This is a genomic window from Streptomyces sp. NPDC006733, assembly GCF_040636125.1.
GTDB lineage: Bacteria > Actinomycetota > Actinomycetes > Streptomycetales > Streptomycetaceae > Actinacidiphila.
On the sequence record NZ_JBEYJD010000018.1, the window covers coordinates 38,199 to 62,924 of the forward strand.

The window sequence follows — 24,726 nt, forward strand, 5'->3', positions numbered from 1 at the left end:
TCTCCCGCATCCGTCAGGAGAGCGTCACCGGATTGACGACATCCGCCACGAGCACCAGGGCCGTGAAGCAGATGAAGATGCCCGCGACGACGTAGGCGACCGGCATGAGCTTGGCCACGTCGAAGGGGCCGGGGTCCGGGCGCTTGGTCAGCTTGGCGAGCCTGCGGCGCACGGACTCCCACAGCGCGCCGGCGATGTGACCGCCGTCGAGCGGGAGCAGGGGCAGCATGTTGAACAGGAAGAGCGAGAGGTTCACGCCGGCCAGCAGCGTGATGAAGAACGCCAGCGCCTGCGTCGCGGGGATGTCGGACGAGAAGATCTCGCCGCTGATCCGCGCCACGCCGTACATCCCGACGGGCTGGTCCGGGGTGCGCTCCTTGCCCTGGAACGCCGAGCCCCACAGCGCCGGGATCTTCGACGGGATGTCGCCGATGCCCTCGATGCTGCGCTTGGTCATGGTGACCATGGTGTCCGCGGACTCCGACAGCGAGAGCGTCTGCACCTGGCTGTCCGGGGAGAAGCCGAGGAAGCCGGCCTTGGTGTACTTGTCACGCACGTAGTTGCCGTCACCGTCCCGCTGCACGACGGTGTTCTCGACGAGGTTCGCGTGCAGGGTGAGGGTCTTGCCGCCGCGGACGACCTCGATGGTGGCCGGGCCGATCGTGTCGCGGATCCGGTCCGAGAGCTGGTCCCACTGGGTGACCTTGACCCCGTTGAACGACACGATCCGGTCGCCGGCCAGCAGGCCCGCCGTCTTCGCGGGCGGCGGCTTGGCGCCCTTGGGGCAGACGTCGGACTTGGCGGAGGCCGCGACCACGCACTCGCCGACGCTGCTGACGGTGGTGGTCGCCCGCAGCTGGCCGAATCCCATCAACGAGACCCCGAAGAGCACGACGGCCAGGATCAGGTTCATGAACGGCCCGGCGAACATCACGATGACGCGCTTCCACGGCTTGCGCGTGTAGAACATCCGCGTCTCGTCGCCCGGCTGCAGCTCCTCGTACGCGGCCGAGCGGGCGTCTTCTATCATGCTGCGCCACGGCGAGGTGGAGCGTGCGCTGACCTTGCCGTCCGCGCCGGGCGGGAACATCCCGATCATGCGGATGTAGCCGCCGAGCGGGATCGCCTTGATGCCGTACTCGGTCTCGCCCCGGTGCCGCGACCAGATCGTCGGGCCGAAGCCGACCATGTACTGCGGCACGCGGATCTTGAAGAGCTTGGCGGTGGAGAGGTGGCCGAGCTCGTGCCAGGCGATGGAGAAGAGCAGGCCGACGACGAAGATGACGATTCCGACGCCCCACATGAGTGCCGTCATACCCGTGCTGCCTCCGTAGCCAGTTCCCTCGCGCGGGCCCGTGCCCACGCTTCCGCCTCAAGGACGTCCTCGACGGTCAGTCGAGTTCCCGGATCGGGGTGGCCGTGTTCCTCGACCACCCTTGCGACGGTGTCCACGATCCCCGTGAAGGGAAGCCGGCCGGCGAGGAAGGCATCGACGCACTCCTCGTTGGCCGCGTTGAACACCGCGGGTGCGGTGCCCCCGAGGCTACCCACATGTCGCGCCAATGCCACCGCTGGGAACGCGTCGTCGTCGAGCGGGAAGAATTCCCACGTCGACGCCTTCGTCCAGTCGCACGCGGGTGCGGAGTCCGGGACCCGCCGGGGCCAGCCGAGGCCGAGGGCGATGGGCATGCGCATGTCCGGCGGGCTCGCCTGGGCCAGCGTCGAGCCGTCGGTGAACTCCACCATCGAGTGAATGTACGACTGCGGGTGGACCACGACCTCGATCCGGTCGAAGGGGATGTCGTAGAGCAGGTGCGCCTCGATGACCTCCAGACCCTTGTTGACCAGGGTCGCGGAGTTGATCGTCACGACCGGGCCCATGTCCCAGGTCGGGTGCGCGAGCGCGTCCTTCGGGGTGACGTCGGCCAGCTCCTCCCGGGTGCGGCCGCGGAACGGGCCGCCGGAGGCGGTCACCACGAGCTTGCGGACCTCGTCGCGGGTGCCGCCCATCAGCGCCTGGAAGAGCGCGGAGTGCTCGGAGTCCACGGGGACGATCTGGCCGGGCTTGGCGAGCGCCTTCACCAGCGGGCCGCCCACGATCAGCGACTCCTTGTTGGCGAGGATCAGCACCCGGCCGGCCTCCAGGGTCGCCAGCGTCGGGCGCAGCCCGATCGAACCGGTGATGCCGTTGAGCACCGAGTGGCACTCGCTCGCGGCGAGCCGCGTCGCGGCGTCGGGCCCGGACAGGATCTCGGGCAGCGGCTCGCCGGCGCCGTAGTGCCGTCCGAGCGCCTGCCGCAGCGGCTCGACGGCGGCCTCGTCCGCCACGGCCACGGTCCGTACCCGCAGCTGGTGGGCCTGCTCGGCGAGCAGTTCGATCCGGCCGCCGGCGGCGGACAGCGCCACCACGCGGAAGCGGTCGGGATTGCGCAGCACCACGTCGATGGCCTGGGTGCCGATCGATCCGGTGGACCCGAGGATCACGATGTCCCGGGGTCCTCCGGTCTCGGCGGCGGCCGCGAATGCGCCGTGGTGCGGGTCTGCGAGGGAGTCCGTCATCCTCCCATTGTGGCCGCATCCCCTGTCGGTTCCGACAGGGGATGCGGGTGTCGGTCCGGGGCCGTGCCGGCCCGGGTCAGCGGATGGGGCGGTGGACGTTGTCGGTCCTGGCGGGGCCGGGGGTGGCGTCGCCGATCCAGGCGCCGTCGCCGCTGGGGTCGACGATGCCGGACTCCAGCCACGTGTAGGCGCCGCCGAGCACCCCGTCGACGACCTTGCGGTCCAGGTCGTCGGTGTTGGACCAGAGCCGGGTGAAGAGCTCCTCGACGCGCAGCCGGGACTGCCGGCAGAACGCGTCGGCGAGCTGGTAGGCGGCCCGCCCCTCCTCGCCCTGCGAGCGCAGCATCTCGGCGCGCACGCAGGTCGCGCTGATCGCGAACAGCTCCGCTCCGATGTCGACGATGCGGCCGAGGAAGCCCTGCTTGGTCTCCATCCGGCCCTGCCAGCGCGCCATCGCCAGGAACGTCGAGCGGGCGAGCTTGCGCGCGCTGCGCTCGGTGTACCGCAGGTGGACGGCCAGGTCCGGATAGCCGTCGGGGTGGAACTCGGGGTACGACGTGGGCAGTTGGCCGGGTCCCGCGACGAGCTTGGGGAGCCAGCGGGCGTAGAAGCCGCCGGCCTTCGCGCCGGCCTTCGCCTTGTGGCCGAGGGTCTTGTCGGGGTCGATGAGGTCGCCGGCGACGGACAGGTGCGCGTCGACGGCCTCCCGGGCGATCAGCAGGTGCATGATCTCCGTCGAGCCCTCGAAGATGCGGTTGATGCGCAGGTCGCGCAGCACCTGCTCGGCGGGGACGGCGCGCTCGCCGCGGGCGGCGAGGGAGGCGGCGGTCTCGAAGCCGCGCCCGCCGCGGATCTGCACCAGCTCGTCGGCCATCAGGCAGCCCATCTCGCTGCCGTAGAGCTTGGCGAGGGCGGCCTCGATGCGGATGTCGTTGCGGTCCTCGTCGGCCATCTGCGACGACAGGTCCACGATCGCCTCCAGCGCGAACGTGGTCGCCGCGATGAAGGAGATCTTCGAGCCGACCGCCTCGTGCTTCGCGATGGACTTGCCCCACTGCTCGCGTTCCAGGGACCACTCGCGGGCGATCTTCAGGCACCACTTGCCGGCCCCGACGCACATCGCGGGCAGCGACAGGCGGCCGGTGTTCAGCGTGGTCAGGGCGATCTTCAGACCGGCGCCCTCGGGGCCGATGCGGTTGCCCGCGGGGACGGTGACCCGGTGGAAGCGCGTGACGCCGTTCTCCAGGCCGCGCAGCCCCATGAACGCGTTGCGGTGCTCGACGGTGACGCCCTCGGAGGCCGCCTCGACGACGAAGGCGGTGATGCCGCCCCTGTGCCCCTCGGACTTCGGCACCCGGGCCATCACCACCAGCAGGTCGGCGACGACGCCGTTGGTCGTCCAGAGCTTGACGCCGTCCAGGACGTACGCGGAGCCGTCCTCGGTCGGCACCGCGCTGGTCGCCAGCCGGGCCGGGTCCGAGCCGACGTCGGGTTCGGTGAGCAGGAAGGCGCTGATGTCGGTGCGCGCGCAGCGCGGCAGGAAGGCCTCCTTCTGCTCCGGGGTGCCGAACATCTTGAGCGGCTGCGGGACGCCGATGGACTGGTGCGCGGAGAGCAGCGCGCCGATCGCCGCGTTGGCGGAGCCGACGAGCGCCAGGGCCTTGTTGTAGTAGACCTGCGTGAGGCCGAGGCCGCCGTACTTCGTGTCGATCTTCATGCCGAGGGCACCGAGCTCCTTGAGCCCGTTGATGACCTCGTCGGGGATCTGCGCCTCCCGTTCGATCAGCGCGCTGTCGATCTTCGTCTCGCAGAAGTCCTGGAGTTTGGCGAGGAATTCCTCGCCGCGCTGGACGTCGCCGGGCGCCGGCTGGGGATGCGGGTGGATCAGATCGAGCCGGAAGCGGCCCAGGAACAGCTCCTTGGCGAAGCTGGGCTTCCGCCAGTCCTGTTCGCGGGCGGCCTCGGCCACCTGCCGGGCCTCGCGCTCAGAAACGTTGTGTGCGGATGGTGCGGTCAAGAGGGTCACCTCGCCGCGGAGTCGGGATGTACGGGCGCGGTCGGCCACCGGGGAACCCGTGCTGCCGAGCAACCGGGGATACCGAGTTACCGATCGGTGCTACTTGCCCGTATCTACCCCAAATCCCGGGCGTCCACCACCCCCAGGGGCCTACGGACGGGGCGTGCGGCCCGGTCCGCTCACCCGATCGGGTGACGGAACCAATCCGGTTCCCGGTCCGCTCCGAATGCCCGGTGTGACAAGGAACTGGAAGCGCGGGCTGCTGCTCGGCGCGTTGAGCGGAGAACTGGCGGCAGCCGTCTCACTCGCCGCCGCCGAGCTGGTGGCGATCGCGGTCGGACCGCAGGCGTCGCCGGTGACGGCGATCGGCGGGACGGCCATCGACGCGACTCCGGTCGAGGTCAAGAACTGGGCGATCCGGCACTTCGGCACCTCGGACAAGCTGGTGCTGCAGTTGGGCATCGTGGCGACCCTGGCGCTGTTCGCCGCGGTCGTCGGCGTGATCGCGGTGCGGAACCGTCCGGCGGGCGTCATCGGAGTGGCGCTCTTCGGCGTGGTCGGCGCGGTGGCGGCGGTCCGGCGGCCGGTCGGTGTCGGGTCGGACGCGTTCCCCTCGCTCGTCGGCGCGGTGGCCGGGGCGGCGGTCCTGTGGCTGCTGGCCGGGCTGGTCCGCGGGCGGGCCCGGCCCGCGGCGGACGGCGCCGAGGACGGGGCCGAGGATCCCGGCGAACCGGCCGGGGCCTTCGACCGGCGCGGGTTCCTGATCGCCGCCTCCGCGGCGGCCGCCTTCTCCGCCGTCGGCGGCACCGTCGGACGGCGGCTGAACTCCACCAACGCGGCGGCCGTCGCCTCCCGGGACGCCGTCAGACTGCCCGCCCCGCTGTCGGCGGCGGGGCGGGTACCCGCGGGCGCCGACCTGCGGATCCCCGGCATGATGCCGTTCACGACGCCCAACGCGTCCTTCTACCGGGTGGACACCGCGCTCACCGTTCCCCAGGTGAACGCCGACACCTGGCGGCTGCGGATCCACGGCAAGGGCGTCACCAAGCCGCTGGAGTTCACCTATCAGGATCTGCTGCGGCGCCCGCTGATCGAGCGGGACATCACCCTGACCTGCGTCTCCAACGAGGTCGGCGGCCCGTACGTCGGCAACGCCCGGTGGATCGGGGTGCCGCTGGCCGAGCTCCTGAAGGAGGCCGGCGTCCGGCCGCCGTCCGCCGGCGGTCCCGCCGACCAGCTGGTGGCGCGCTCGGTGGACGGGATGCAGCTCGGCAGCCCGGTCGAGACCGTCCTCGACGGCCGGGACGCGATGCTCGCGGTCGGGATGAACGGCGAACCGCTGCCCTTCACCCACGGCTTCCCGGTCCGGATGCTCGTCCCCGGCCTCTACGGCTACGTGTCGGCCTGCAAGTGGCTGACCGACCTGGAGCTGACGACCTTCGCCGACTACGACGCCTACTGGGTCCGGCGCAGCTGGTCCCCGCAGGCCCCCATCAAGACGTCGTCCCGGATCGACACCCCCCGGCCCTTCGCCTCGCTGAAGGCGGGCCCCGTGCCCGTCGCGGGTGTGGCGTGGGCGCAGCACCGGGGTGTCGACCGGGTCGAGGTGCGGATCGACGGCGGTGAGTGGGTGGCCACCAGGCCGGCCGCGGAGGACACCGCCGACACCTGGCGCCAGTGGTCCCACGTCTGGGACGCCAAGCCCGGTTCGCACCGCATCGAGGTCCGCGCGACGGACCGCACCGGCAGTACCCAGACCGAGGACCGCAAGGGCACCGTGCCCGACGGGTCGACGGGCTGGCACTCGGTGGTGGTCACCGTGGAGTGAGTCCCGCCCACCGCACCACCGGCACCCCGTGAACCGCACCACCTCACCGCACCACCCCGGTCCCGCCGGGCACCCCCAAGAGGAGATACCTGTCATGTACACCACCAACCGTATCCGCCGTGTCGCCCTCGCCTCGGCCGCCGCGGCCGTCCTCGCCGTCACCGCGTCCGCCTGCTCCGACAGCGGCAGCGACAAGAGCAGCGCCTCGGACACCACCGCGGCCACGCCGCCCGCCGCGTCCTCCCCCGCCACGACCGACGCGGCCAACGCGTCCGCACCGTTCGGCCCGGCCTGTGCGGGCGTGCCGAAGGACGGCGCGGGCTCGTTCGACGGCATGGCGAAGGACCCGGTGGCCACCGCCGCCTCGCACAACCCGGCGCTGTCCACCCTGGTGACCGCGGTGACGAAGGCCGGTCTCGTCGACACGCTCAACAGCGCGACCAACATCACCGTCTTCGCGCCGACCAACGACGCCTTCGCCAAGATCCCGAAGGCCGACCTGGACAAGGTGCTGAACGACAAGGCGACGCTCACCAAGATCCTGACCTACCACGTCGTGGGCCAGCCGATCACCCCCAACCAGCTCAGCAGCGGTACATTCACCACGCTGGAGAAGCAGTCCCTGACGACCAAGGGCTCGGGCGAGTCGTACAAGGTCAACGACACGGCCAACGTGGTCTGCGGCAACGTCAAGACCGCCAACGCCAACGTCTACATCATCGACACCGTCCTGATGCCGCCGGCCGCCTGATCGAAACGCACCAATCCACCGGGGCGCCGGCTACGAACCAGTGGTGTGACGACCATTGCTCGGAGGTGCGCATGCACGCGGTAGCCCGCGACGACGGACCCGTGGCGCCGGGCCCCGGAAGCCTGGAGACCCTGCTCGAACGGGTCTCCAGGGGCGACAAGGAAGCCTTCAACGGCGTCTACACGGCGGTCGCGGGGTCCGTGCTCGGCCTGGCCCACCGCGTGCTGCGCGATCCCGCGCAGTCCGAGGAGGTCGCCCAGGAAGTGCTGATCGAGGTGTGGCGCAGCGCCGCCCGCTTCGACGCCGGCCGGGGCAGCGCCATGGCGTGGATCATGACGCTCGCCCACCGCCGCGCGGTGGACCGGGTGCGCTCGGCCCAGGCCTCGTCCGACCGGGAGCAGCGGGCCGCGGTCCGCGACCACACTCCCGCGTTCGACGAGGTGTCGGAACAGGTCGAGCGCCGCCTGGAGCGCGAACAGGTGCGCCGCTGCCTGGAGCAGCTGACCGAACTCCAGCGCGAGTCGGTGAACCTGGCCTACTACCGGGGCTACACCTACCGTGAAACCGCCGATGTGCTGGGAACGGCGCTCGGCACTGTCAAGACCCGTCTGCGGGACGGGCTCATTCGCCTGCGGGACTGCTTGGGGGTGACGTCGTGACCGACTCCGCCGATCTGCACACTCTGACCGGCGCCTACGCACTGGACGCGCTGTCGCCCGCGGAGGCGGGCGAGTTCGCCCGCCATCTCTCCGAGTGCCCCGCGTGCGCCCAGGAGGTGCGCGAGTTGCGGGAGACCGCGACCCGGCTGGCCTTCGCGGTGGCGCAGGTGCCGCCGCCGGGGCTGCGGGAGCGCGTCATGTGGGCGCTGCCCGAGGTACGGCAGCTGCCACCGCTGGTCGTGGAGCCCGCCGTGGTGCCGCTGCGCGGCACGCGGTGGCGCCGGCGGCTGCCGCAGCTGGCGATCGCGGCCTCGCTGGCCCTGGCCGTCGGTGCCGGCATCTGGGCCGTGCAGGCCCAGCAGGACGCCGACCGGGCCCGGGACGGGAGCGTCCAGGCCGAACAGCGCGCCTCCGAGCTGGAGACGCTGATGACGGCCCCGGACGCGACGCTGCGGACCGGCTCGATGCGGGGCGGCGGGGCGGCGACCGTGGTCGCCTCCGAGCGGCTCGGACGGGCGGCGTTCGTCTACCACGACCTGCCTCCGCTGGCCGCTTCCCAGGTCTACCAGCTCTGGTACAGCCAGAAGGGCACGATGGTCCCGGCCGGCCTGGTCTCCCAGGGGCGCAGCGACGGCACCCAGCTCCTGGCGGGCGGCCCGAGCGGCTCCGAGGCGGTCGGGGTGACGGTCGAGCCGGCCGGCGGCTCGCGGACCCCGTCGGGCCCGCCGGTCATGGTCGTACCGATCACCTCCTGATCCCGATCGTGTCCCGCTCCCGGCCGGAACCGGCCGCGAGCGGGACACGGGGGAACCGGCCGGGGCGCACCGCACATGCGCCCCGGCCGGTGGAGGGTGGTCGGTCGGGCCCGCCGGCCCGGCCCCGGAGGGCGGGGACCGACGGACCGGGCTCGGATGCCTGGACTCAGAGGTCCAGGCCGGTCAGGACCAGGACCCGCTCGTAGGTGTAGTCGGCCATCGCGTACGAGACGCCCTCGCGGCCGACGCCGGAGTCCTTCACACCGCCGTACGGCATCTGGTCGGCGCGGTACGACGGAGCGTCGCCGATGATCACGCCGCCGACCTCCAGCTCGCGGTGGGCGCGGAAGGCCGTCCGCAGGTCGTGCGTGAACACACCGGTCTGCAGGCCGTAGTTCGAGTCGTTGACGGCCGCGAACGCCTCGTCCGCGCCGTCCACCTTCTGCAGCGACAGGACCGGGCCGAAGACCTCCGCGGTGGCGAGGATCGCGTGCGCGGGGATCCCGGTGAGCACCGTCGGGGCGTACGAGGCGCCCTCGCGGGTGCCGCCGGTGAGCAGCTTGGCGCCCTTGGCGACCGCGTCGTCGACCCACGACTCGACGCGCTTCGCGGCGTTCTCGTCGACCAGCGGGCCCACGTCGGTGGCGTCGTCGGACGGGTCACCGGTGACCTGGGCCGCCACCTTGGCGACGACCTTCTCGGCGAGCACGTCGAAGACCGACGCGTCGGCGATCACCCGCTGCACCGAGATGCAGGACTGGCCGCCCTGGTAGTTGGCGAAGGTGGCGATCCGGGTGGCGGCCCACTCCAGGTCCTCCTCGGAGGACCAGTCGGCGAGCACCACGGCCGCGGCGTTGCCGCCCAGTTCCAGGGTGGTGTGCTTGCGCGGCACCGAGTCCATGATCTGGTAGCCGACCTTGTCGGATCCCGTGAAGGAGATCACCGGCAGGCGCTTGTCCTGCACGAGCGCCGGCATCCGGTCGTTGGGGACCGGCAGGACGCTCCAGGAGCCGGCCGGCAGGCCGGTCTCGGCGAGGATCTCGCCCAGCACCAGCGCCGACAGCGGGGTGGCCGGGGCGGGCTTGAGGATGATCGGCGCGCCGACCGCGATCGCCGGGGCGACCTTGTGGGCGACGAGGTTCAGCGGGAAGTTGAAGGGCGCGATGCCCAGCACCGCACCGCGCGGGAAGCGCCGGGTCAGCGCGAGGCGGCCGACGCCGCCGGCGTCGGTGTCCAGGCGCTGCGCCTCGCCGCTGTTGAAGCGGCGGGCCTCCTCGGCGGCCCAGCGGAAGACCGACACGGCCCGGCCGACCTCGCCGCGCGCCCACTTGATCGGCTTGCCGTTCTCGGCGGTGATCAGCCGGGCGATCTCCTCGGTGCGCTCCGCGAGCCGCTTGGCGACGAGGTCGAGCGCGGCGGACCGCACGTGGGCCGGGGTCGCGGCGAACTCGGCCTGCACGGCCTCGGCGGCCGCGACAGCCTCTTCGACCTGGGCCTCGGTGGGAACGCTGACCGTGCCGACGACCCGGCCGTCCCACGAGTTGGTGACGTCGAAGCTGTCCTCGCCGGTCGCCTTGCGGCCGGCGAGCCAGAATGCGGTGGGGGTGCTCACAGCGGCCCGGCCCTTCCGATGGGGTGGTGATCGATCACGTCCGACCACGGTAGGCCGCGCCGGGGGCGCGGGCGTTTGTCCACGGTGGAGTGCCGCATGTGTCGGACACTCCGTTGTGTCAGGCGTCGGGCGGCAGCGCCTTCATCGCCAGCCACAGCTCCATCCGGACGTCCGGATCGTCCAGCGAGCGGCCGAGGATCTCCTCCACCCGGCGCAGCCGGTAGCGCAGGGTGTGCCGGTGGACGCCGAGGTCGGAGGCGGCCGCGTCCCACTGGCCGTGCCGGGAGAGCCACGCCTGCAGGGAGCGGACGAGATCGCCCCTGCTGGTCGCGTCGTGCTCGCGCAGCGGGCGCAGCAGCCCCTCGGCGAACGCCCGGACGGCGTCGTCGCCGAGCAGCGGGAGAACCGATCCTGCACCGACCTCGCCGTGCTCGACGAGGTTGCGGCCGCGGCGCAGCGCGACGGCCAGCGCCCGCTCCGCCTGCCGCTCGGCGTCCGGCAGCTCCGCCACCGGGACCGCTGCGGAGAGCCCCGCGGCCAGCGCGTCCTCGGACTCCGCGAAGTCGGTGCAGGCCTTGAGCACGGCCGAGTCCTCGGCGGCGAGCACCAGCAGCCGCGGGCCCTCGCGTACGGCGATGACCGGCTCGCCCGACCGGGCGCCGGCCGCCTCGGCCCGCTCGGCCAGCAGCGCCACGGAATCCAGGACCGCCACCGGGCGGCCGGTGCGGACCGTCCTGGCGTCCCCCGCCGCCCGGGAGGCCGCGGAGGAGGCGGCCTGGGCGGCCTTCGGCGCCTTGGCGGGGGGTTCGGCGGGCTCCACCACGAGCAGCCGTACCTGCCCGCTCAGCAGGTCGCCGTAGAGCCGGCCCGCGACGGTGCGCGCGTGCTCGCTCTCCCCCGCCAGCAGCATCCGCAGCACCGCGGCCGCCAGCCGCTGCTCGGTGTCCTGCAGCGCCCTCGACTGCTCCAGCGAGAGCGTCAGCAGGGCGACGGCGGCGTGCACGACGTAGCGGGCCGGGGTGTCGAGGCGCTCCTCGGTGCCGACGGCGAGGTAGCCGCGCGCCCGGCGGGCGGTGCCCAGCGACTGCAGTTCGACCCGGTCCTCGGTGCCCGCGGGACCCGCCACGGCCGCGCTGGCGGGCGCCGGCTTGTCCCGCAGCCGGTCGATCTCGCCGGCCAGCCGGGCGGCGCGGCGGCCCGCCCACTCGGGGGCGGCGGCCAGCACCGCGCCGGAGGCGTCGTAGAGCGCGGCCCAGCCGTTGAGGTGGTGCGCGAGCCGGCCGAGCAGCGCGGAGGTGCCGTCCGGGGCGAGGGCCGCGCGGGTCAGGTCGCGCTGGGCCTCGAACCCGGCGGTGACGGCCTGGTACTGGTCGGCCGCGACCGCCGCCGACACGGCCTTGCTGATCGCGATGAACGGGGTGCGGCGCGGCACTTCGAGCAGCGGCAGGTCCAGCTCCGCCGCCGCGTCCACCAGCGCGGGCGGCACCGTGTCGTGCCCCACGCCGACGCCGAAGCCGAGCCCGACCACTCCGGCGTCCGCCAGCCGCCGTACATAGGAGCGCAGGCTCCCCGGATCGTCGACGGCCAGTTTGAGGCCGGTGGTGAGCAGCAGCTCGCCGCCCTCCAGGTACGGTCCCGGGTCGTCCAGCTCGCTGGTGTGCACCCAGCGCACGGCGGCGTCCAGGTGGCCGCCGCCGGCGAGGACCGCGAGCTTGAGCGCCGAGTGGTGGACGAGAGAGGCGAGGGTGAGGGGCATGACGCGCTGACGCCTCCGGCGAGGTTTTTGGCCGACCGGTAGGGGTCGCCGGTTCCGATTCTGCCTCACCGTCCAGATTCCGGCACCGGACGTCCGATAACAGGCGCCATACGTCCCGCTTCGGTCATCCGGTGTCAGGAGCGGAGATCGACCAGTATCGGCGGGGCGTGCTCGCCGTCGGTGGCGGTGAGCGAGAGCACGGCGTGCCCGGCCGGCACCGAATGGGCCAGCTCGGACGCGGACCAGCGCTCCCGCTCGACGCTGCGGACGGTGACCGACTCGGTGGTGACCGCCTCCCCGGTGAACAGCCGCCGCACCCCCCGGTTGAGCCGGCGCAGCGTGCCGCCGGACTGGTCGGGCGTGCGCGTCACGTCCCGCGTCTCCACCCACGTGGTGCCCCACGCCTCCGCGAACCGCTTCCCGTCCCAGGTGGTGATCCCCGACAGCGCCATCCGGCAGCCGACCGCGCCGAGCAGCGGGGTGCGCAGCGCCTCGGGCACGTCGTCGAGCGTGCGCAGCGCCAGCACCGCCCCGGCGTTGGCGGACCGCAGCCGCTGCAGCCCGCGCACCGACTCGCCGGTGATGGTGTGCGCCGCGTCGTCCAGGACCAGGCAGGCGAAGAGCGACCGGTCGCGGCGGCCGGTGACCGCCGCGGTGAACTGCGCCAGCACCAGCCGGGCGAGGATCCGCGACGCCTCGGTGTGGCCGCGCTCCGGCAGGTCGATGCGGACCCGCAGCGGGTGCTCCAGGGTGTGCATGGAGAACGGCCGGGTCCGGCCGGTGACGTCGAAGAAGCCCGCGAAGGCGGGCCGGTCGAGCAGGGCGATCCGGTCGGCGAGCAGCGTGCCGATGTCGTCGGCCCGCCCCGCCTGCCGCTGCCGGGCCTCCAGCTCACGGACCGGTCCCGGCTCCCCCGCCAGGTCCAGCGCGCCGCGCAGCGCGGCGAAGGCGTGCGGGATGCCGTCGAGCAGCTCGCGCAGCTCGGTGACGGCGGGGAACCGGCCGTGGGCGGCCCGGTAGGGGCCGAGCAGTTGGGAGAGCGCGGTGGCGGCCCGCCGGATGTCGGCCTCGTGCGTGGGGCCGTCGTCGATGAGCGCCTCGGCGAGGGTGCTGCCCGCCGCGTCCGGGTCGGGGCTGCCGCCGTACAGGTCCAGGTCGTAGCGCGAGGAGGGGTCGCCGAGCGAGATCACGACGTCGAACGCGTCCGCCGGTCCCAGGTCGCTGCCCGCGGAGGCCACGGCGATGACGGCGGCGGCGCCGGACAGCGCCCGCAGGCACAGCGACTCCACGACCGGCCGGACCAGCTGCCGGGTCTTGCCCGAGCCGGGCGGGCCGACCGCGACCAGCCCGGTGCCGAGCAGCGACGGATCGAGCGCGATCCCGGCACCCCGGTGCTGGTACGGGTTGCGGATCTCGTCCGGCGCCTGGCCGATCCGCACCTGGCCGCCGAGCAGATCGTGCCGCGCCGAGCGGAACGGCAGGTCGCGCGCGCCGGAGGGGTGCAGGCACGCCGCGGCGCCCTGCCGCAGCACGGTGTCGACGAAGGCGTCGAGCTGCCGCGGCTCCGCCCGCGCCACCGTCCAGGCGCGCTGGATCCGGGTGTAGTCCACGTCGTTCATCCGCCCGCCGCGGATCTCGCCCGCGAGCCGGTCCGCCACCGCGTGCTGCCCGGCGGCCCGCAGCTCGGGCCACTGGACGGGGTCCTCCTCGACGGGCTGCCCGTCGGGCCGTGCCCCCGGGTGCGCCGGCTCGTCCCACAGCTTGCCGAGGGCGGGGGCGGCGTACCGGCGCCACACCTGCGGCCAGTGGCCGGCCCGGCCGAAGACGTAGGCCAGCAGGCAGACCCAGATCAGGTAGTAGGTGTTGGAGGCGACGGTGTAGGCGACGCGGTCGCCCGTGTAGGCCCAGCTGTCCGGGATGAGCCAGAACATCGGCTTGAGCCAGAGGCTGCCGAAGTAGTTCCACAGCAGCGACCACACCAGCAGCCCGCACAGCAGCGACAGCAGCGCGCCGCCGATCAGCCGCCGGCCGGCGAGCCGTCCCGGGTCCTCCGGCGGCCGCGGGACGTGCCCGTAGGCGAAGATGCCCGGGGCGTCGTGGTGCCGCGGTGCGCGCAGCCAGGTCTCCAGCGCGGACACCGGCGGCGCCTGCGGCATCGGCGGCGGTCCGGCCGGTCTCGGCACCGGGGTCGCGGGCGCGGCCTTCCGGTATCCCTGCGTACCCTCGATATCCACTACCGGCCGCCCCTCAGCCTCGTCGCCAGCGACGGAACTCAATGTAGTGGAGCGGACACCGGTCCATAAGGATCATGGCGCTTCGCGAGGCGCAGGTGCCGAAATCGCCCGCCGGGACTACGGTCTGCCGGGAAGCGGACTGTCCGCCGTGTCGAACGGCCACCCGCCACCGCGCCCAATCGGCGTAAGCGGCTCCGCACGGCCCCCGCTTAGCCTGCGGGAAAAGCCCGTGGACATATAAGAGGAGTACGCCCGCCATGACCGAACTGTCCCAGGAGCGCCGGCTCGTCACCTCGATCCCCGGACCGAAGTCGCAGGAGCTGATGGCCCGCAAGGTCGCGGCCGTCCCCAGCGGCATCGGCGTCACCCTTCCCGTCTTCGTGACGCGCGCCGGCGGCGGCGTGCTCGAGGACGTGGACGGCAACTCGCTCATCGACTTCGGCTCCGGCATCGCGGTGACCTCGGTCGGCAACAGCGCCGAGGCCGTGGTGCGGCGGGCCACCGCGCAGCTCGCGGACTTCACCCACACCTGTTTCATGGTGACCCCGTACGAGGGGTACGTCGAGGTCGCCGAGCAGCTCAACGAGCTGACCCCCGGCGACCACGAGAAGCGCACCGCGCTGTTCAACTCCGGCGCCGAGGCCGTCGAGAACGCGGTGAAGATCGCCCGCTCGTACACCAAGCGCACCGCGGTCGTCGTCTTCGACCACGGCTACCACGGCCGCACCAACCTGACGATGGCGCTCACCGCCAAGAACATGCCGTACAAGGAGGGCTTCGGGCCGTTCGCGCCCGAGGTCTACCGCGTCCCGCTCGCCTACGGCTACCGCTGGCTGACCGGTGAGGAGAACTGCGCCGAGGAGGCCGCGGCCCAGGCGATCGACATGATCTCAAAGCAGGTCGGCGCCGAGAACGTGGCCGCGATCGTGATCGAGCCGATCGCGGGCGAGGGCGGCTTCATCGAGCCGGCCAAGGGCTTCCTGCCGAGGATCGCCGAGTTCGCGAAGGCGAACGGCATCGTCTTCGTCGCGGACGAGATCCAGACCGGCTTCTGCCGCACCGGCCAGTGGTTCGCGTGTGAGGACGAGGGCGTCGTCCCCGACCTGATCACCACCGCCAAGGGCATCGCGGGCGGCCTGCCGCTCGCCGCCGTCACGGGCCGCGCCGAGATCATGGACGCCGCGCACGCGGGCGGCCTCGGCGGCACCTACGGCGGCAACCCGGTGGCCTGCGCCGCGGCGCTCGGCGCGATCGAGACCATGAAGGAGCTCGACCTCAACGCGAAGGCACGGCGCATCGAGGAGGTCATGAAGGGCCGCCTGCGCACGATGCAGGAGAAGTTCCCCGTGATCGGCGAGGTCCGCGGGCGCGGCGGCATGATCGCCGTCGAGCTCGTCGAGCCGGGCACCAAGAACCCGAACGCCGCGGCGACCGCCGCGCTGGCGAAGGCCTGCCACGCCGAAGGACTGGTCGTGCTGACCTGCGGCACCTACGGCAACGTGCTGCGTTTCCTGCCGCCGCTGGTCATCGGCGAGGATCTTCTCAACGAGGGCCTCGACATCATCGAGGAGGCCCTCACCCGGGTGTGACTCCCGGTGTAACTCTGGGTAAGGGGGCGGCATCGGTGAAGAAGGTGTGCGGGCCTGATGGCGGAGGGGTAATCGCTCTCCCGGGAGCGTCGTCGGTGACGTACGGTTTCGGCAGATACACCGCACCACCCCGCTCGTGGGAGACCACGGGCGACACCGCGTCGGCGACCCCCCATTGCCGGCACAGCAGTGCCCTCGCGCACAACAGCGTCGAAACCTCGCGTTTCGGCACTCTTCGCCGATCCATCGACCGTTCGTCCCAAACCCCCCGGGACGAACGGCACGGAGATCGCCCTGGCCGCCTCGGAACTCTCCCCCCTGTTCCGGGGCGGCCGATTTTTGCCCTGAACCCGTTCCTGACCGCCGTGGTCGCCGGCCTGCTGCTCTTCGCCCTGGTCACCTGGCAGGTCGTCGCCAAGGGCCCGCTGGTCGACGCGGACTGGTGGCTGCTGCGCCGCGTCCAGCACGCCGCCGGACGGTATCCGGGCCTGCGCGGCGTCGGGCAGTTCTTCTGCGACCTCGGCAACGCGCAGATCGCCGTGCCGCTCCTCGCGGCCGCCATCGGCGGCGTCGCGTGGCACGGGCGACGGGCCGGAGCGGCCCGGTGGTGGGCGCGCCCGCTGGCCGCGGCGCTGGCCATGGTCGCCGTCCCGCTGCTGGTGAACATCGTCAAGACGGCCGTCGCCCGCCCCTCCCCCGGCCACCGCCGCCTCGGCCCCGGCTCCTACCCCGGCTTCTTCCCGTCCGGGCACACGGCGTCGGCGTCGGTCGCCATCGGCGCCGCCGCCCTCCTCGTGCTCCCCCTGCTGGGCGGCGCCGCGCTCCGCAGGCTGCTGGCCGCCGGCGTCCTGCTGGTACTGGCGGCCGTCGGGGTGTCGCTGGTGTGGTGCGGGTACCACTGGCCGCTGGACGTCCTGGGCAGCTGGTGCCTGAGTACCGCGCTGCTGGCGGGGGTGGCCATGACGCCGGCGGCCGGGCCCGCCGGCGGCGGCGCCGGGCAGGCCCGGGATACGGACCTGCCCGGCGCGGCCGGTGACGGGGTCAGCTGTTCGTCGGGAAGCCCAGGTTGATGCCGCCGTGGCTGGGGTCCAGCCAGCGCTGCGTCACCGCCTTGCCGCGGGTGAAGAACTTCACGCCGTCCTCGCCGTAGGCGTGCGTGTCGCCGAAGAGCGAGCTCTTCCAGCCGCCGAACGAGTAGTAGGCGACGGGGACCGGGATCGGGACGTTGATGCCGACCATGCCGACCTCGACCTCGTACTGGAAGCGGCGGGCCGCGCCCCCGTCGTTGGTGAAGATCGCGGTGCCGTTGCCGTACGGGCTGTTGTTGATGAGCTCCAGGCCCGCGTCGTACGAGTCGACCCGCACCACGGAGAGCACCGGGCCGAAGATTTCGTCGTCGTACACGGACATGCCCGGCGTGACGTTGTCGAAGATCGTCGGACCGAGCCAGAAGCCGTCGGCGGTGCCCTCGCCCGAGATCGGGTGCTTGCGGCCGTCGACGGTGAGGGTGGCGCCGTCGGCGACCCCCGCGTCGAGGTACGAGGTGACCTTGTCGCGGTGCACGCCGGTGACCAGCGGTCCCATCTCGGAGTCGCCATTGCAGCCGGGGCCGACCTTCAGGCCGGCGATGCGCTCCTTGATCTTCTCGACGAGCTCGTCACCGACCGGGTCGACCGCGACGAGGACGGAGATGGCCATGCAGCGCTCACCGGCCGCGCCGAAGCCGGCGTTGACGGCGGCGTCGGCCGCGAGGTCGAGGTCCGCGTCCGGCAGCACGAGCATGTGGTTCTTGGCGCCGCCGAGCGCCTGGACGCGCTTGCCGTACCGGGTGCCGGTCTCGTAGACGTAGCGGGCGATCGGCGTGGAGCCGACGAAGGAGACGGCCTTGACGTCCGGGTGCTCCAGGAGGCGGTCGACGGAGACCTTGTCGCCGTGCACGACGTTGAAGACGCCGTCCGGCAGACCGGCCTCCTTCCACAGCTCCGCGATGAAGTTCGCGGCCGACGGGTCCTTCTCCGAGGGCTTGAGGACCACCGTGTTGCCCGCGGCGATGGCGATGGGGAAGAACCACATCGGCACCATGGCCGGGAAGTTGAACGGGGAGATGATCGCCACCGGGCCGAGCGGCTGGCGGATGGAGTAGACGTCGACGCCGGTGGAGGCCTGCTCGGTGAAGCCGCCCTTCGTCAGCTGCGGGATGCCGCACGCGTACTCGACGACCTCGATGCCGCGGGCGATCTCGCCGAGCGCGTCCGAGTGCACTTTGCCGTGCTCGGAGACGATGATCGAGGCCAGCTCGTCGCGGCGGGAGTTGAGCAGCTCGCGGAAGGCGAAGAGCACCTGGCTGCGCTTGGCGACCGAGGCGCCGCGCCAGCCGGCGAACGCCTCGACGGCGGCGCTGACGGCCTGGTCGACCTCGCGGATCGACGCGAAGTCCACCTGTCCGGTGACCGCCCCGGTGGCCGGGTCGTACACATCGCCGCGCCGCTCCGCGGTTCCGGTCCATGCCTGGCCGGCGATCCAGTGGGTGATGTTCTTGGTGGACACGGGGGGGACCCTTCTCTCGTAAGCCTTCCGCCAGTCTCGCGAGGGCGTGGCGGCGGGTACAAGCGACAAGGTGTCGGCGGCGCGTCGCGGAGCCTTACAGACCGTCGGCCAACCCGGTTCCGCCGTTGCCCGCGAGGCGCGCGACGGCCTCGTGCATGGCCAGCTCCAGGATCACCGGATCGGTGAGGTGCCCGGTGCCGTCCGGCGGCACGAGCCAGCGGACGCCGCCGGTGGCGCGGCCGGGGTAGGGGACGACGATCCAGGTGCCGCGGCCCGCGCCGCGCACCCCGGTGGCGATCCAGCGGGCCGCCGTCCCCGGGGGGACGAAGAAGCCCATCCGGGAGTCCCCGAAGTCGGACAGGACCGGCCCCGGGCGGTCCACCAGCCGGTTGAGCACGTCCAGGGTCGGGTACCCCAGCTCCCCCGTCAGGATCAGGACGTCCCAGAGCCTGCCGGCGGGCAGCAACGTCACCCCGAGGGGGCTGCGTTCCCAGTCCCACCGGCAGCCCTCGGGATCGGGTGCCGCGGACACCAGCCACTCGACCGCACTCTTCGCACCGGCGCCACCCATGCCGGTTCCTCCGTTCCGTGAATCCGATGGTGCTGACACGGAAGAGAGGGCCGGGCGGGCGAATCATTACGCGGGTTCTGCTACTGATTGGTAGTGAGGCGGCTCACGGCCTGCCGGCGGAGGTGCGCCCGGGGGGCGCGCGGCGCACACGGCGAGTACTCCGGGCGCACCCCCGAGGAGCGCGGCGGGCCCGGCAGGCCCTCGGCCGGGACGTCGCGATCCCTAGCTGTCGAAGCCCAGGCCCGCCTTGTCCATCGCCTTCAGCCACAGGTTGCGCCGGCCGCCGTTGCGGTCCGCGCGGTCCAGGGACCACTTGGTGAGGCCGATCCCGACCGAGGTGAACGGTTCCGGCGGGAACGGCATCGGCTTGCTGCGGACCATCTTCAGCTCGGTGCGCTCGGTGCGCTCACCGGAGAGCAGGTCGAGCATGACGTCCGCGCCGAACCGGGTGGCCCCGACGCCGAGGCCGGTGTATCCCGCCGCGTAGGACACCTTTCCGCCGTGGGCGGTTCCGAAGAACGCCGAGAACCGCGAGCAGGTGTCGATCGCGCCGCCCCAGGTGTGGGTGAAGCGCACGCCCTCCAACTGCGGGAAGCAGCGGAAGAAATGCCGCGCGAGCTTGAGGTTGGTCTCCGGGCGCTGGTCGCGCTCGGCCGCGACCCGGCCGCCGTAGGGGTAGATCGCGTCGTAGCCGCCCCACAGGATCCGGTTGTCGGCGGAGAGCCGGAAGTAGTGGAACTGGTTGGCGCTGTCGCCCAGTCCCTGCCGGTTCCGCCAGCCCACGGACGCGAGCTGCTCCGCGCTGAGCGGCTCCGTCATCAGCGCGTAGTCGTACACCGGGACGATGTACGGGCGCACCCGCTTGACCAGCGAAGGAAAGACGTTGGTGCCGAGGGCGACCTGCCGGGCGAAGACCCGGCCGTACGGGGTGCGCACCGCCATGCCGGCGCCGTTCGCGGCGAGCCCGGTGGCGCGGGTGTGCTCGTGGATGCGGACGCCGAGGGAGAGGCAGGCGCGCTTGAGCCCCCAGGCGAGCTTGGCCGGGTGCACCATCGCGACGCCGGTGCGGTCCCACAGCCCGCCGAGGAACGTCGGCGAGTCGACCTCCGCGCGGACCTGGTCGCGGTCGAGCACGTCGAGGGCGACGCCGTGCTCCTTCGCCTGCGCCGCGGCCTCGTGCAACTCCTCCAGCTGGTGCGGCTCGGTGGCCACGTCGATCTCACCGGTGCGCTCGAACTCGCAGTCCAGGGAGTAGCGGGCGACCGCCGCCTCGATCGCGTCGAGGTTGCGGTGGCCCAGCTCCTCCAGCCGCGCGAACTCGTCGGGCCAGCGGGTGAGGCCGTTGGACAGCCCGTGGGTGAGGCTGGCGGCGCAGAAGCCGCCGTTGCGCCCGGAGGCGGCCCAGCCGATCTCGTTGCCCTCGATCAGGACGACGTCGCGCGCGGGGTCGCGCTCCTTGGCGAGCAGCGCGGTCCACAGCCCGGAGTAGCCGCCGCCGACCACCAGCAGGTCGCAGTGCTCGTCGCCGGTGAGCGCGGCGAGCGGCTGCGGCCGGCCGGGATCCTCCAGCCAGAAGGGTGTCGGCCGCGCGTCTGCGAGCGAACGGGCTGGGTCCATCTGTTCTCACACCTTTTGGTGATCGGGTCGGTTCGGGTCGAACGGGGGTGTTAGACGCGGGCCTTGCGCCGGCCGCTGAGCAGCTGCCCGGCGACGACGACGAGGACCGCGATCACGAACATCGCGGTGCCGATCACGTTGATCTGCACCGGGGTGCCGCGCTGCGCCGAGCCCCAGACGAACATCGGGAACGTCACCGTCGAGCCGGCGTTGAAGTTCGTGATGATGAAGTCGTCGAAGGACAGGGCGAAGGAGAGCAGCGCGCCGGAGGCGATGCCGGGCGCCGCCAGCGGGAGGGTGACCCGCAGGAACGTCTGCAGCGGGGAGGCGTAGAGGTCCTGCGCGGCCTGCTCCAGGCGGGGGTCCATGCTCATCACGCGGGCCTTGACCGCGGTGACGACGAAGCTCAGGCAGAACATGATGTGCGCGATGAGGATGGTCCAGAAGCCGAACGGGACGCGCATGTTGAGGAAGAGCGTCCCCAGCGAGGCGGCCATCACGACCTCGGGCATCGCCATCGGCAGGAAGATCAGCATGTTGGTCGTGCCGCGCGCCTTGAAGCGGTAGCGGGCGAGCGCGAAGGCGATCATCGTGCCCAGCACCGTCGCGCCGATGGTGGCGTAGAGCGCGATCTGCAGGCTGAGGCCGAGCGAGCCGCACAGGTCGGCGACGTCGCAGGGGTGCTGCCAGGCGTCGGTGGAGAAGCGCGTCCACTCGTAGTTGTAGCGCCCGTTCGGCTTGTTGAACGAGAACACCATGACGACGAGGTTCGGCAGGATCAGGTACGCGAGGCAGAGCACGCCCGCGAAGACCACCAGGTTCTTCCGTATCCAGCGCATCAGACCAGCTCCTCCGTTCCGGCCTTGCGGATGTAGAACATGACCATCGCGAGGATCACCGCCATGAGGATGAAGGACAGGGCGGCGGCCGTCGGGTAGTCGAGCACGCGCAGGAACTGGGACTGGATGACGTTGCCGATCATCTTCTGGTTGGTGGTGCCCAGCAGTTCGGCGTTGATGTAGTCGCCGGTGGCCGGGATGAAGGTGAGCAGGGTGCCCGCGACGACGCCCGGCATGGAGAGCGGGAACGTCACCTTGCGGAAGACGGTGAAGGGCTTGGCGTACAGGTCGCCCGCCGCCTCGTGCAGCCTGCCGTCGATGCGCTCCAGCGAGGTGTAGAGCGGCAGGATCATGAAGGGCAGGAAGTTGTACGTCAGACCGCAGATCACCGCGAGCGGCGTGGCCAGCACGCGCTCGCCCGCGGTGATGCCGAGCGACGACGTCAGGTCCAGCACGTGCAGGGTGTTGAGCGTCTTCACCACGAATCCGCCGTCGGCCAGGATCGTCTCCCAGGCCAGGGTGCGGATCAGGAAGCTGGTGAAGAAGGGCGCGATGACCAGGATCAGGATGAGGTTGCGCCAGCGGCCGGCCCGGAAGGCGATGGTGTAGGCGAGCGGGTAGCCGATCGCCAGGCAGAGCACGGTCGCGATCGCCGAGTACTCGAACGAGCGCAGGAACTGCGGGTAGTACTCGGTCAGCGCGTCCCAGTAGGTCGCGAAGTGCCAGGTGACCTTGAAGCCCGCCTCCAGCGAGCCGGTCTGCACGGACGTGGACGCCTGGTAGACCATCGGCGCCACGAAGAACACCAGCAGCCAGGCGATGCCCGGCAGCAGCAGCAGGTACGGCACCCGGCCCTTGCGCCGGGCGGCCTTGCGCATCCCGGCCGGGACCGGGGCCTCCGGCACGGTGGGCGGTCGTTCGGTGACGGTGCTCATGCGGACTCCACCTCCTGCACGCCGGCGTCGATGTCCTGCGCCGCGTCCAGGCCGAAGGTGTGCGCCGGGTTCCAGTGCAGGACGACGGAGGCGCCGGGCACCAGCCGCGGGTCGCGGTCGACGTTCTGCACGAAGACCTCCAGCTCCGGGCAGACCGGGCTGTCGACCACGAACTGGGTGGAGACGCCGATGAAGCTGGAGTCCACGATGCGTCCCGGTATCCGGTTGCGGCCCTCGGCGATCGCGTCCTCGTCGTCGCGGTGCGCGACGGAGATCTTCTCGGGGCGCACCCCGGCCAGCACCCGGCCGCCCACGGCCGTCTTCGCCGAACATCGCGCGCTGGGCAGCGCCAGCTTCTGGCCGCCCGCGACGAGCAGCAGGTCGTCGCCCGCGGTGCCGGTGACCTCGGCCTCGATGAGGTTGGAGGTGCCGAGGAAGTTGGCGACGAAGGTCGATCCCGGGTTCTCGTACAGGTCGGCGGGGGCGCCGAGCTGCTCGACCCGCCCGCCGTTCATCACCGCGACGGTGTCGGCCATGGTCATGGCCTCCTCCTGGTCGTGGGTGACGTGCACGAAGGTGATGCCGACCTCGGTCTGGATGCGCTTGAGCTCCAGCTGCATCTGGCGGCGCAGCTTGAGGTCCAGGGCGCCGAGCGGCTCGTCGAGCAGCAGCACCTTGGGGTGGTTGATGAGCGCGCGGGCGACGGCGACGCGCTGCTGCTGGCCGCCGGAGAGCTGGTGCGGCTTGCGGCGGGCCATCGTCCCCAGCTCGACGAGCTCCAGCATCTCCTCGACCTGCTTCTTCACCGACTTGATGCCGCGCCGGCGCAGGCCGAAGGCGACGTTCTCGTAGATGTCGAGGTGCGGGAAGAGCGCGTAGTTCTGGAAGACGGTGTTGACGGGACGCTTGTACGGCGGCAGCGCCGTGACGTCCTCGCCGGCCAGCGAGACGGTGCCGGAGGTGGGGTCCTCCAGGCCCGCGATCATCCGCAGGGTGGTGGTCTTGCCGCAGCCCGAGGCGCCGAGCAGGGCGAAGAAGGAGCCCTGCGGGATGGTGAGGTCGAGCGGGTGGACGGCCGTGAAGGAGCCGTACCGCTTGCTGATCCCGGAGAGGATGACCTCGCCGCCGGAGGAGTCGTGTGTCATGGGGTCGCTTCCCGTAAGTCGTCAGTCGTCGTTCGCGCTCAGGCGCCGATGAGTTTGGAGAACTTCTGCTCGTACGCGGTCTCCTCGGCGGAGGACAGGGAGCGGAAGGAGTGGGTCTTCGCGGCCATCGCCGCGTCGGGGATGATCAGCGTGTTGTTCGCGAGCTCCGGGTCGATCTTCGCCAGCTCCTCGCGGACCCCCGCGACGGGGCAGACGTAGTTGATGTAGGCGGAGAGCTGGGCCGCGACCGGCGGCTCGTAGAAGTAGTCGATGAGGTGTTCGGCGTTCTTCTTGTGCCGCGCCTTGTTCGGCACCAGCAGGTTGTCGGTCGACGAGATGTACCCGGCGTCCGGGAAGACGTACTCGATGTCGGGGTTGTCGGCCTTGAGCTGGACGAGGTCGCCCGCCCAGGCCAGGCAGGCCGCCATGTCGCCCTTGCTGAGGTCGGCGGTGTAGTCGTTGCCGGTGAAGCGGCGGATCTGCTGGGAGTCGACGGCCTTCTGGACGCGGGCGATCGCGGCGTCGAAGTCGTCGCCGGTGAACGACTCGGGCTTCTTGCCGAGGTCGAGCAGCGTCATGCCGATCGTGTCGCGCATCTCGGAGAGCATCCCGACCCGGCCCTTGAGCGACTTGTCGTCGAGCAGCTGCGAGACCGAGGTGATCGTCCGGCCGCCGGTCGCCTTCTTGTTGTAGGCGATGACCGTCGCGATGCCCTGCCAGGGGTAGGAGTACGCGCGGCCCGGGTCCCAGTCGGGGCTGCGGAAGCGCTGCTCCAGGTTGGCGTACGCGTGCGGCAGGTTCGACGGGTCGAGCTTCTGCACCCAGCCCAGCCGGATCAGCCGGCCGGCCAGCCAGTCGGTGAGCACCATCAGGTCGCGGCCGGTGTCCTGGCCCGCGGCGAGCTGCGGCTTGACCTTGCCGAAGAACTCAACGTTGTCGTTGATGTCCTCGGTGTACTTCACGGAGATGCCGGTGCGCTTCGTGAACGCGTCGAGCGTCGGACGGTGTTTTCCGTCGTCGGTGACGTCGATGTACTCGGTCCAGTTGGAGAAGTTGACCGACTTCTCGGAGCCCGAGTGGTCCGTCGTCGTGGCGGCGGAGTCCTTCTGGCCCCCCGCGGCCGGGATGCCGCAGCCGGCCAGCCCGGTCAGGCCCGCGGTCGCCACGGCGCCCAGTCCCGCCGCGCGCAGCAGCGACCGGCGGGCGAGGGCACCACGCCCGTTGGCCATGCTGCGCCGTATCGCCGCGAGCTGGGGCGGCGAGAGTGTCTCGTACTGCTCCATGCGCTGTGCCCTTTCACGGGTGGCCGCCG

At 71.9% G+C, this 24,726-nt stretch carries 19 protein-coding genes; 6 read left to right on the forward strand and 13 right to left on the reverse strand.

From position 1 onward, the window contains the following. Window positions 1–13: 13 nt before the first annotated feature. The 3 genes from ABZ721_RS17720 to ABZ721_RS17730 form a co-directional block, all read right to left on the reverse strand. Complete coding sequence (locus ABZ721_RS17720; RefSeq protein ID WP_358789537.1) at window positions 14–1,315, reverse strand: site-2 protease family protein; 1,302 nt, start codon at window positions 1,313–1,315, stop codon at window positions 14–16. Then, on the reverse strand, window positions 1,312–2,559 hold the full coding sequence (gene dxr / locus ABZ721_RS17725; RefSeq protein WP_358789538.1) for a 1-deoxy-D-xylulose-5-phosphate reductoisomerase: 1,248 nt from the start codon (window positions 2,557–2,559) through the stop codon (window positions 1,312–1,314). Before dxr ends, ABZ721_RS17720 begins: the two co-directional genes overlap by 4 nt. 76 nt (window positions 2,560–2,635) lie before the next feature. Next, window positions 2,636–4,585: an acyl-CoA dehydrogenase family protein gene (locus ABZ721_RS17730; protein ID WP_358789539.1), complete on the reverse strand. Its 1,950-nt coding sequence runs from the start codon at window positions 4,583–4,585 to the stop codon at window positions 2,636–2,638. A 226-nt stretch (window positions 4,586–4,811) separates the two neighbouring features. On the opposite strand from ABZ721_RS17730, the gene ABZ721_RS17735 reads away from it, so the two are divergent. From ABZ721_RS17735 to ABZ721_RS17750, 4 genes are all read left to right on the forward strand, one after another. Further along, entirely contained in the window at window positions 4,812–6,404 is a 1,593-nt protein-coding gene (locus ABZ721_RS17735; RefSeq protein ID WP_358789540.1) for a molybdopterin-dependent oxidoreductase, read from the forward strand. Between the two features lie 94 nt (window positions 6,405–6,498). Continuing rightward, window positions 6,499–7,155: a fasciclin domain-containing protein gene (locus tag ABZ721_RS17740; protein ID WP_358789541.1), complete on the forward strand. Its 657-nt coding sequence runs from the start codon at window positions 6,499–6,501 to the stop codon at window positions 7,153–7,155. 71 nt (window positions 7,156–7,226) lie between these two features. After that, window positions 7,227–7,814, forward strand: coding sequence for a sigma-70 family RNA polymerase sigma factor (locus tag ABZ721_RS17745; protein ID WP_358789542.1), 588 nt, complete (start codon window positions 7,227–7,229; stop codon window positions 7,812–7,814). Continuing rightward, window positions 7,811–8,569 carry an anti-sigma factor gene (locus ABZ721_RS17750; protein WP_358789543.1) on the forward strand — a complete coding sequence of 253 codons (759 nt, stop codon included), beginning with the start codon at window positions 7,811–7,813 and terminating at the stop codon, window positions 8,567–8,569. The genes ABZ721_RS17745 and ABZ721_RS17750 overlap by 4 nt, the downstream gene beginning before the upstream one ends. A gap of 166 nt (window positions 8,570–8,735) precedes the next feature. Here the strand turns inward: ABZ721_RS17750 and ABZ721_RS17755 are convergent, their stop codons facing one another. The 3 genes from ABZ721_RS17755 to ABZ721_RS17765 form a co-directional block, all read right to left on the reverse strand. Next, on the reverse strand, window positions 8,736–10,181 hold the full coding sequence (locus ABZ721_RS17755) for an aldehyde dehydrogenase family protein (protein ID WP_358789544.1): 1,446 nt from the start codon (window positions 10,179–10,181) through the stop codon (window positions 8,736–8,738). Between the two features lie 118 nt (window positions 10,182–10,299). Further along, on the reverse strand, window positions 10,300–11,937 hold the full coding sequence (locus ABZ721_RS17760) for a PucR family transcriptional regulator (protein WP_358789545.1): 1,638 nt from the start codon (window positions 11,935–11,937) through the stop codon (window positions 10,300–10,302). Between the two features lie 134 nt (window positions 11,938–12,071). Beyond that, on the reverse strand, window positions 12,072–14,093 hold the full coding sequence (locus ABZ721_RS17765; protein WP_358789629.1) for an ATP-binding protein: 2,022 nt from the start codon (window positions 14,091–14,093) through the stop codon (window positions 12,072–12,074). A 335-nt stretch (window positions 14,094–14,428) separates the two neighbouring features. Here ABZ721_RS17765 and gabT point away from each other — a divergent pair, with 335 nt between their 5' ends. Together gabT and ABZ721_RS17775 are read left to right on the forward strand one after the other, a co-directional pair. Next, window positions 14,429–15,760 (forward strand): 4-aminobutyrate--2-oxoglutarate transaminase, encoded by a 1,332-nt coding sequence (gene gabT, locus ABZ721_RS17770; RefSeq protein ID WP_358789546.1) that lies wholly within the window; start codon window positions 14,429–14,431, stop codon window positions 15,758–15,760. 365 nt (window positions 15,761–16,125) lie between these two features. Further along, a complete protein-coding gene (locus tag ABZ721_RS17775) occupies window positions 16,126–16,830 on the forward strand; it encodes a phosphatase PAP2 family protein (protein WP_358789547.1) in 705 nt (234 codons plus the stop codon). Here the strand turns inward: ABZ721_RS17775 and ABZ721_RS17780 are convergent. The 7 genes from ABZ721_RS17780 to ABZ721_RS17810 form a co-directional block, all read right to left on the reverse strand. Continuing rightward, window positions 16,802–18,307 carry a CoA-acylating methylmalonate-semialdehyde dehydrogenase gene (locus ABZ721_RS17780; RefSeq protein WP_358789548.1) on the reverse strand — a complete coding sequence of 502 codons (1,506 nt, stop codon included), beginning with the start codon at window positions 18,305–18,307 and terminating at the stop codon, window positions 16,802–16,804. The two genes, ABZ721_RS17775 and ABZ721_RS17780, sit on opposite strands and share 29 nt — an antisense overlap. Before the next feature lie 94 nt (window positions 18,308–18,401). Further along, window positions 18,402–18,878 carry a hypothetical protein gene (locus tag ABZ721_RS17785; protein WP_358789549.1) on the reverse strand — a complete coding sequence of 159 codons (477 nt, stop codon included), beginning with the start codon at window positions 18,876–18,878 and terminating at the stop codon, window positions 18,402–18,404. A gap of 222 nt (window positions 18,879–19,100) precedes the next feature. Then, a complete protein-coding gene (locus ABZ721_RS17790) occupies window positions 19,101–20,495 on the reverse strand; it encodes an FAD-dependent oxidoreductase (protein WP_358789550.1) in 1,395 nt (464 codons plus the stop codon). Window positions 20,496–20,545: 50 nt separating this feature from the next. Next, window positions 20,546–21,334, reverse strand: a complete 789-nt coding sequence (locus ABZ721_RS17795; RefSeq protein WP_358789551.1) for an ABC transporter permease — start codon at window positions 21,332–21,334, stop codon at window positions 20,546–20,548. After that, window positions 21,334–22,269, reverse strand: coding sequence for an ABC transporter permease (locus tag ABZ721_RS17800; protein WP_358789552.1), 936 nt, complete (start codon window positions 22,267–22,269; stop codon window positions 21,334–21,336). Before ABZ721_RS17800 ends, ABZ721_RS17795 begins: the two co-directional genes overlap by 1 nt. Beyond that, window positions 22,266–23,414 (reverse strand): ABC transporter ATP-binding protein, encoded by a 1,149-nt coding sequence (locus tag ABZ721_RS17805; protein WP_358789553.1) that lies wholly within the window; start codon window positions 23,412–23,414, stop codon window positions 22,266–22,268. Before ABZ721_RS17805 ends, ABZ721_RS17800 begins: the two co-directional genes overlap by 4 nt. Before the next feature lie 38 nt (window positions 23,415–23,452). Beyond that, on the reverse strand, window positions 23,453–24,697 hold the full coding sequence (locus tag ABZ721_RS17810) for an extracellular solute-binding protein (protein WP_358789554.1): 1,245 nt from the start codon (window positions 24,695–24,697) through the stop codon (window positions 23,453–23,455). Window positions 24,698–24,726 lie beyond the last annotated feature (29 nt).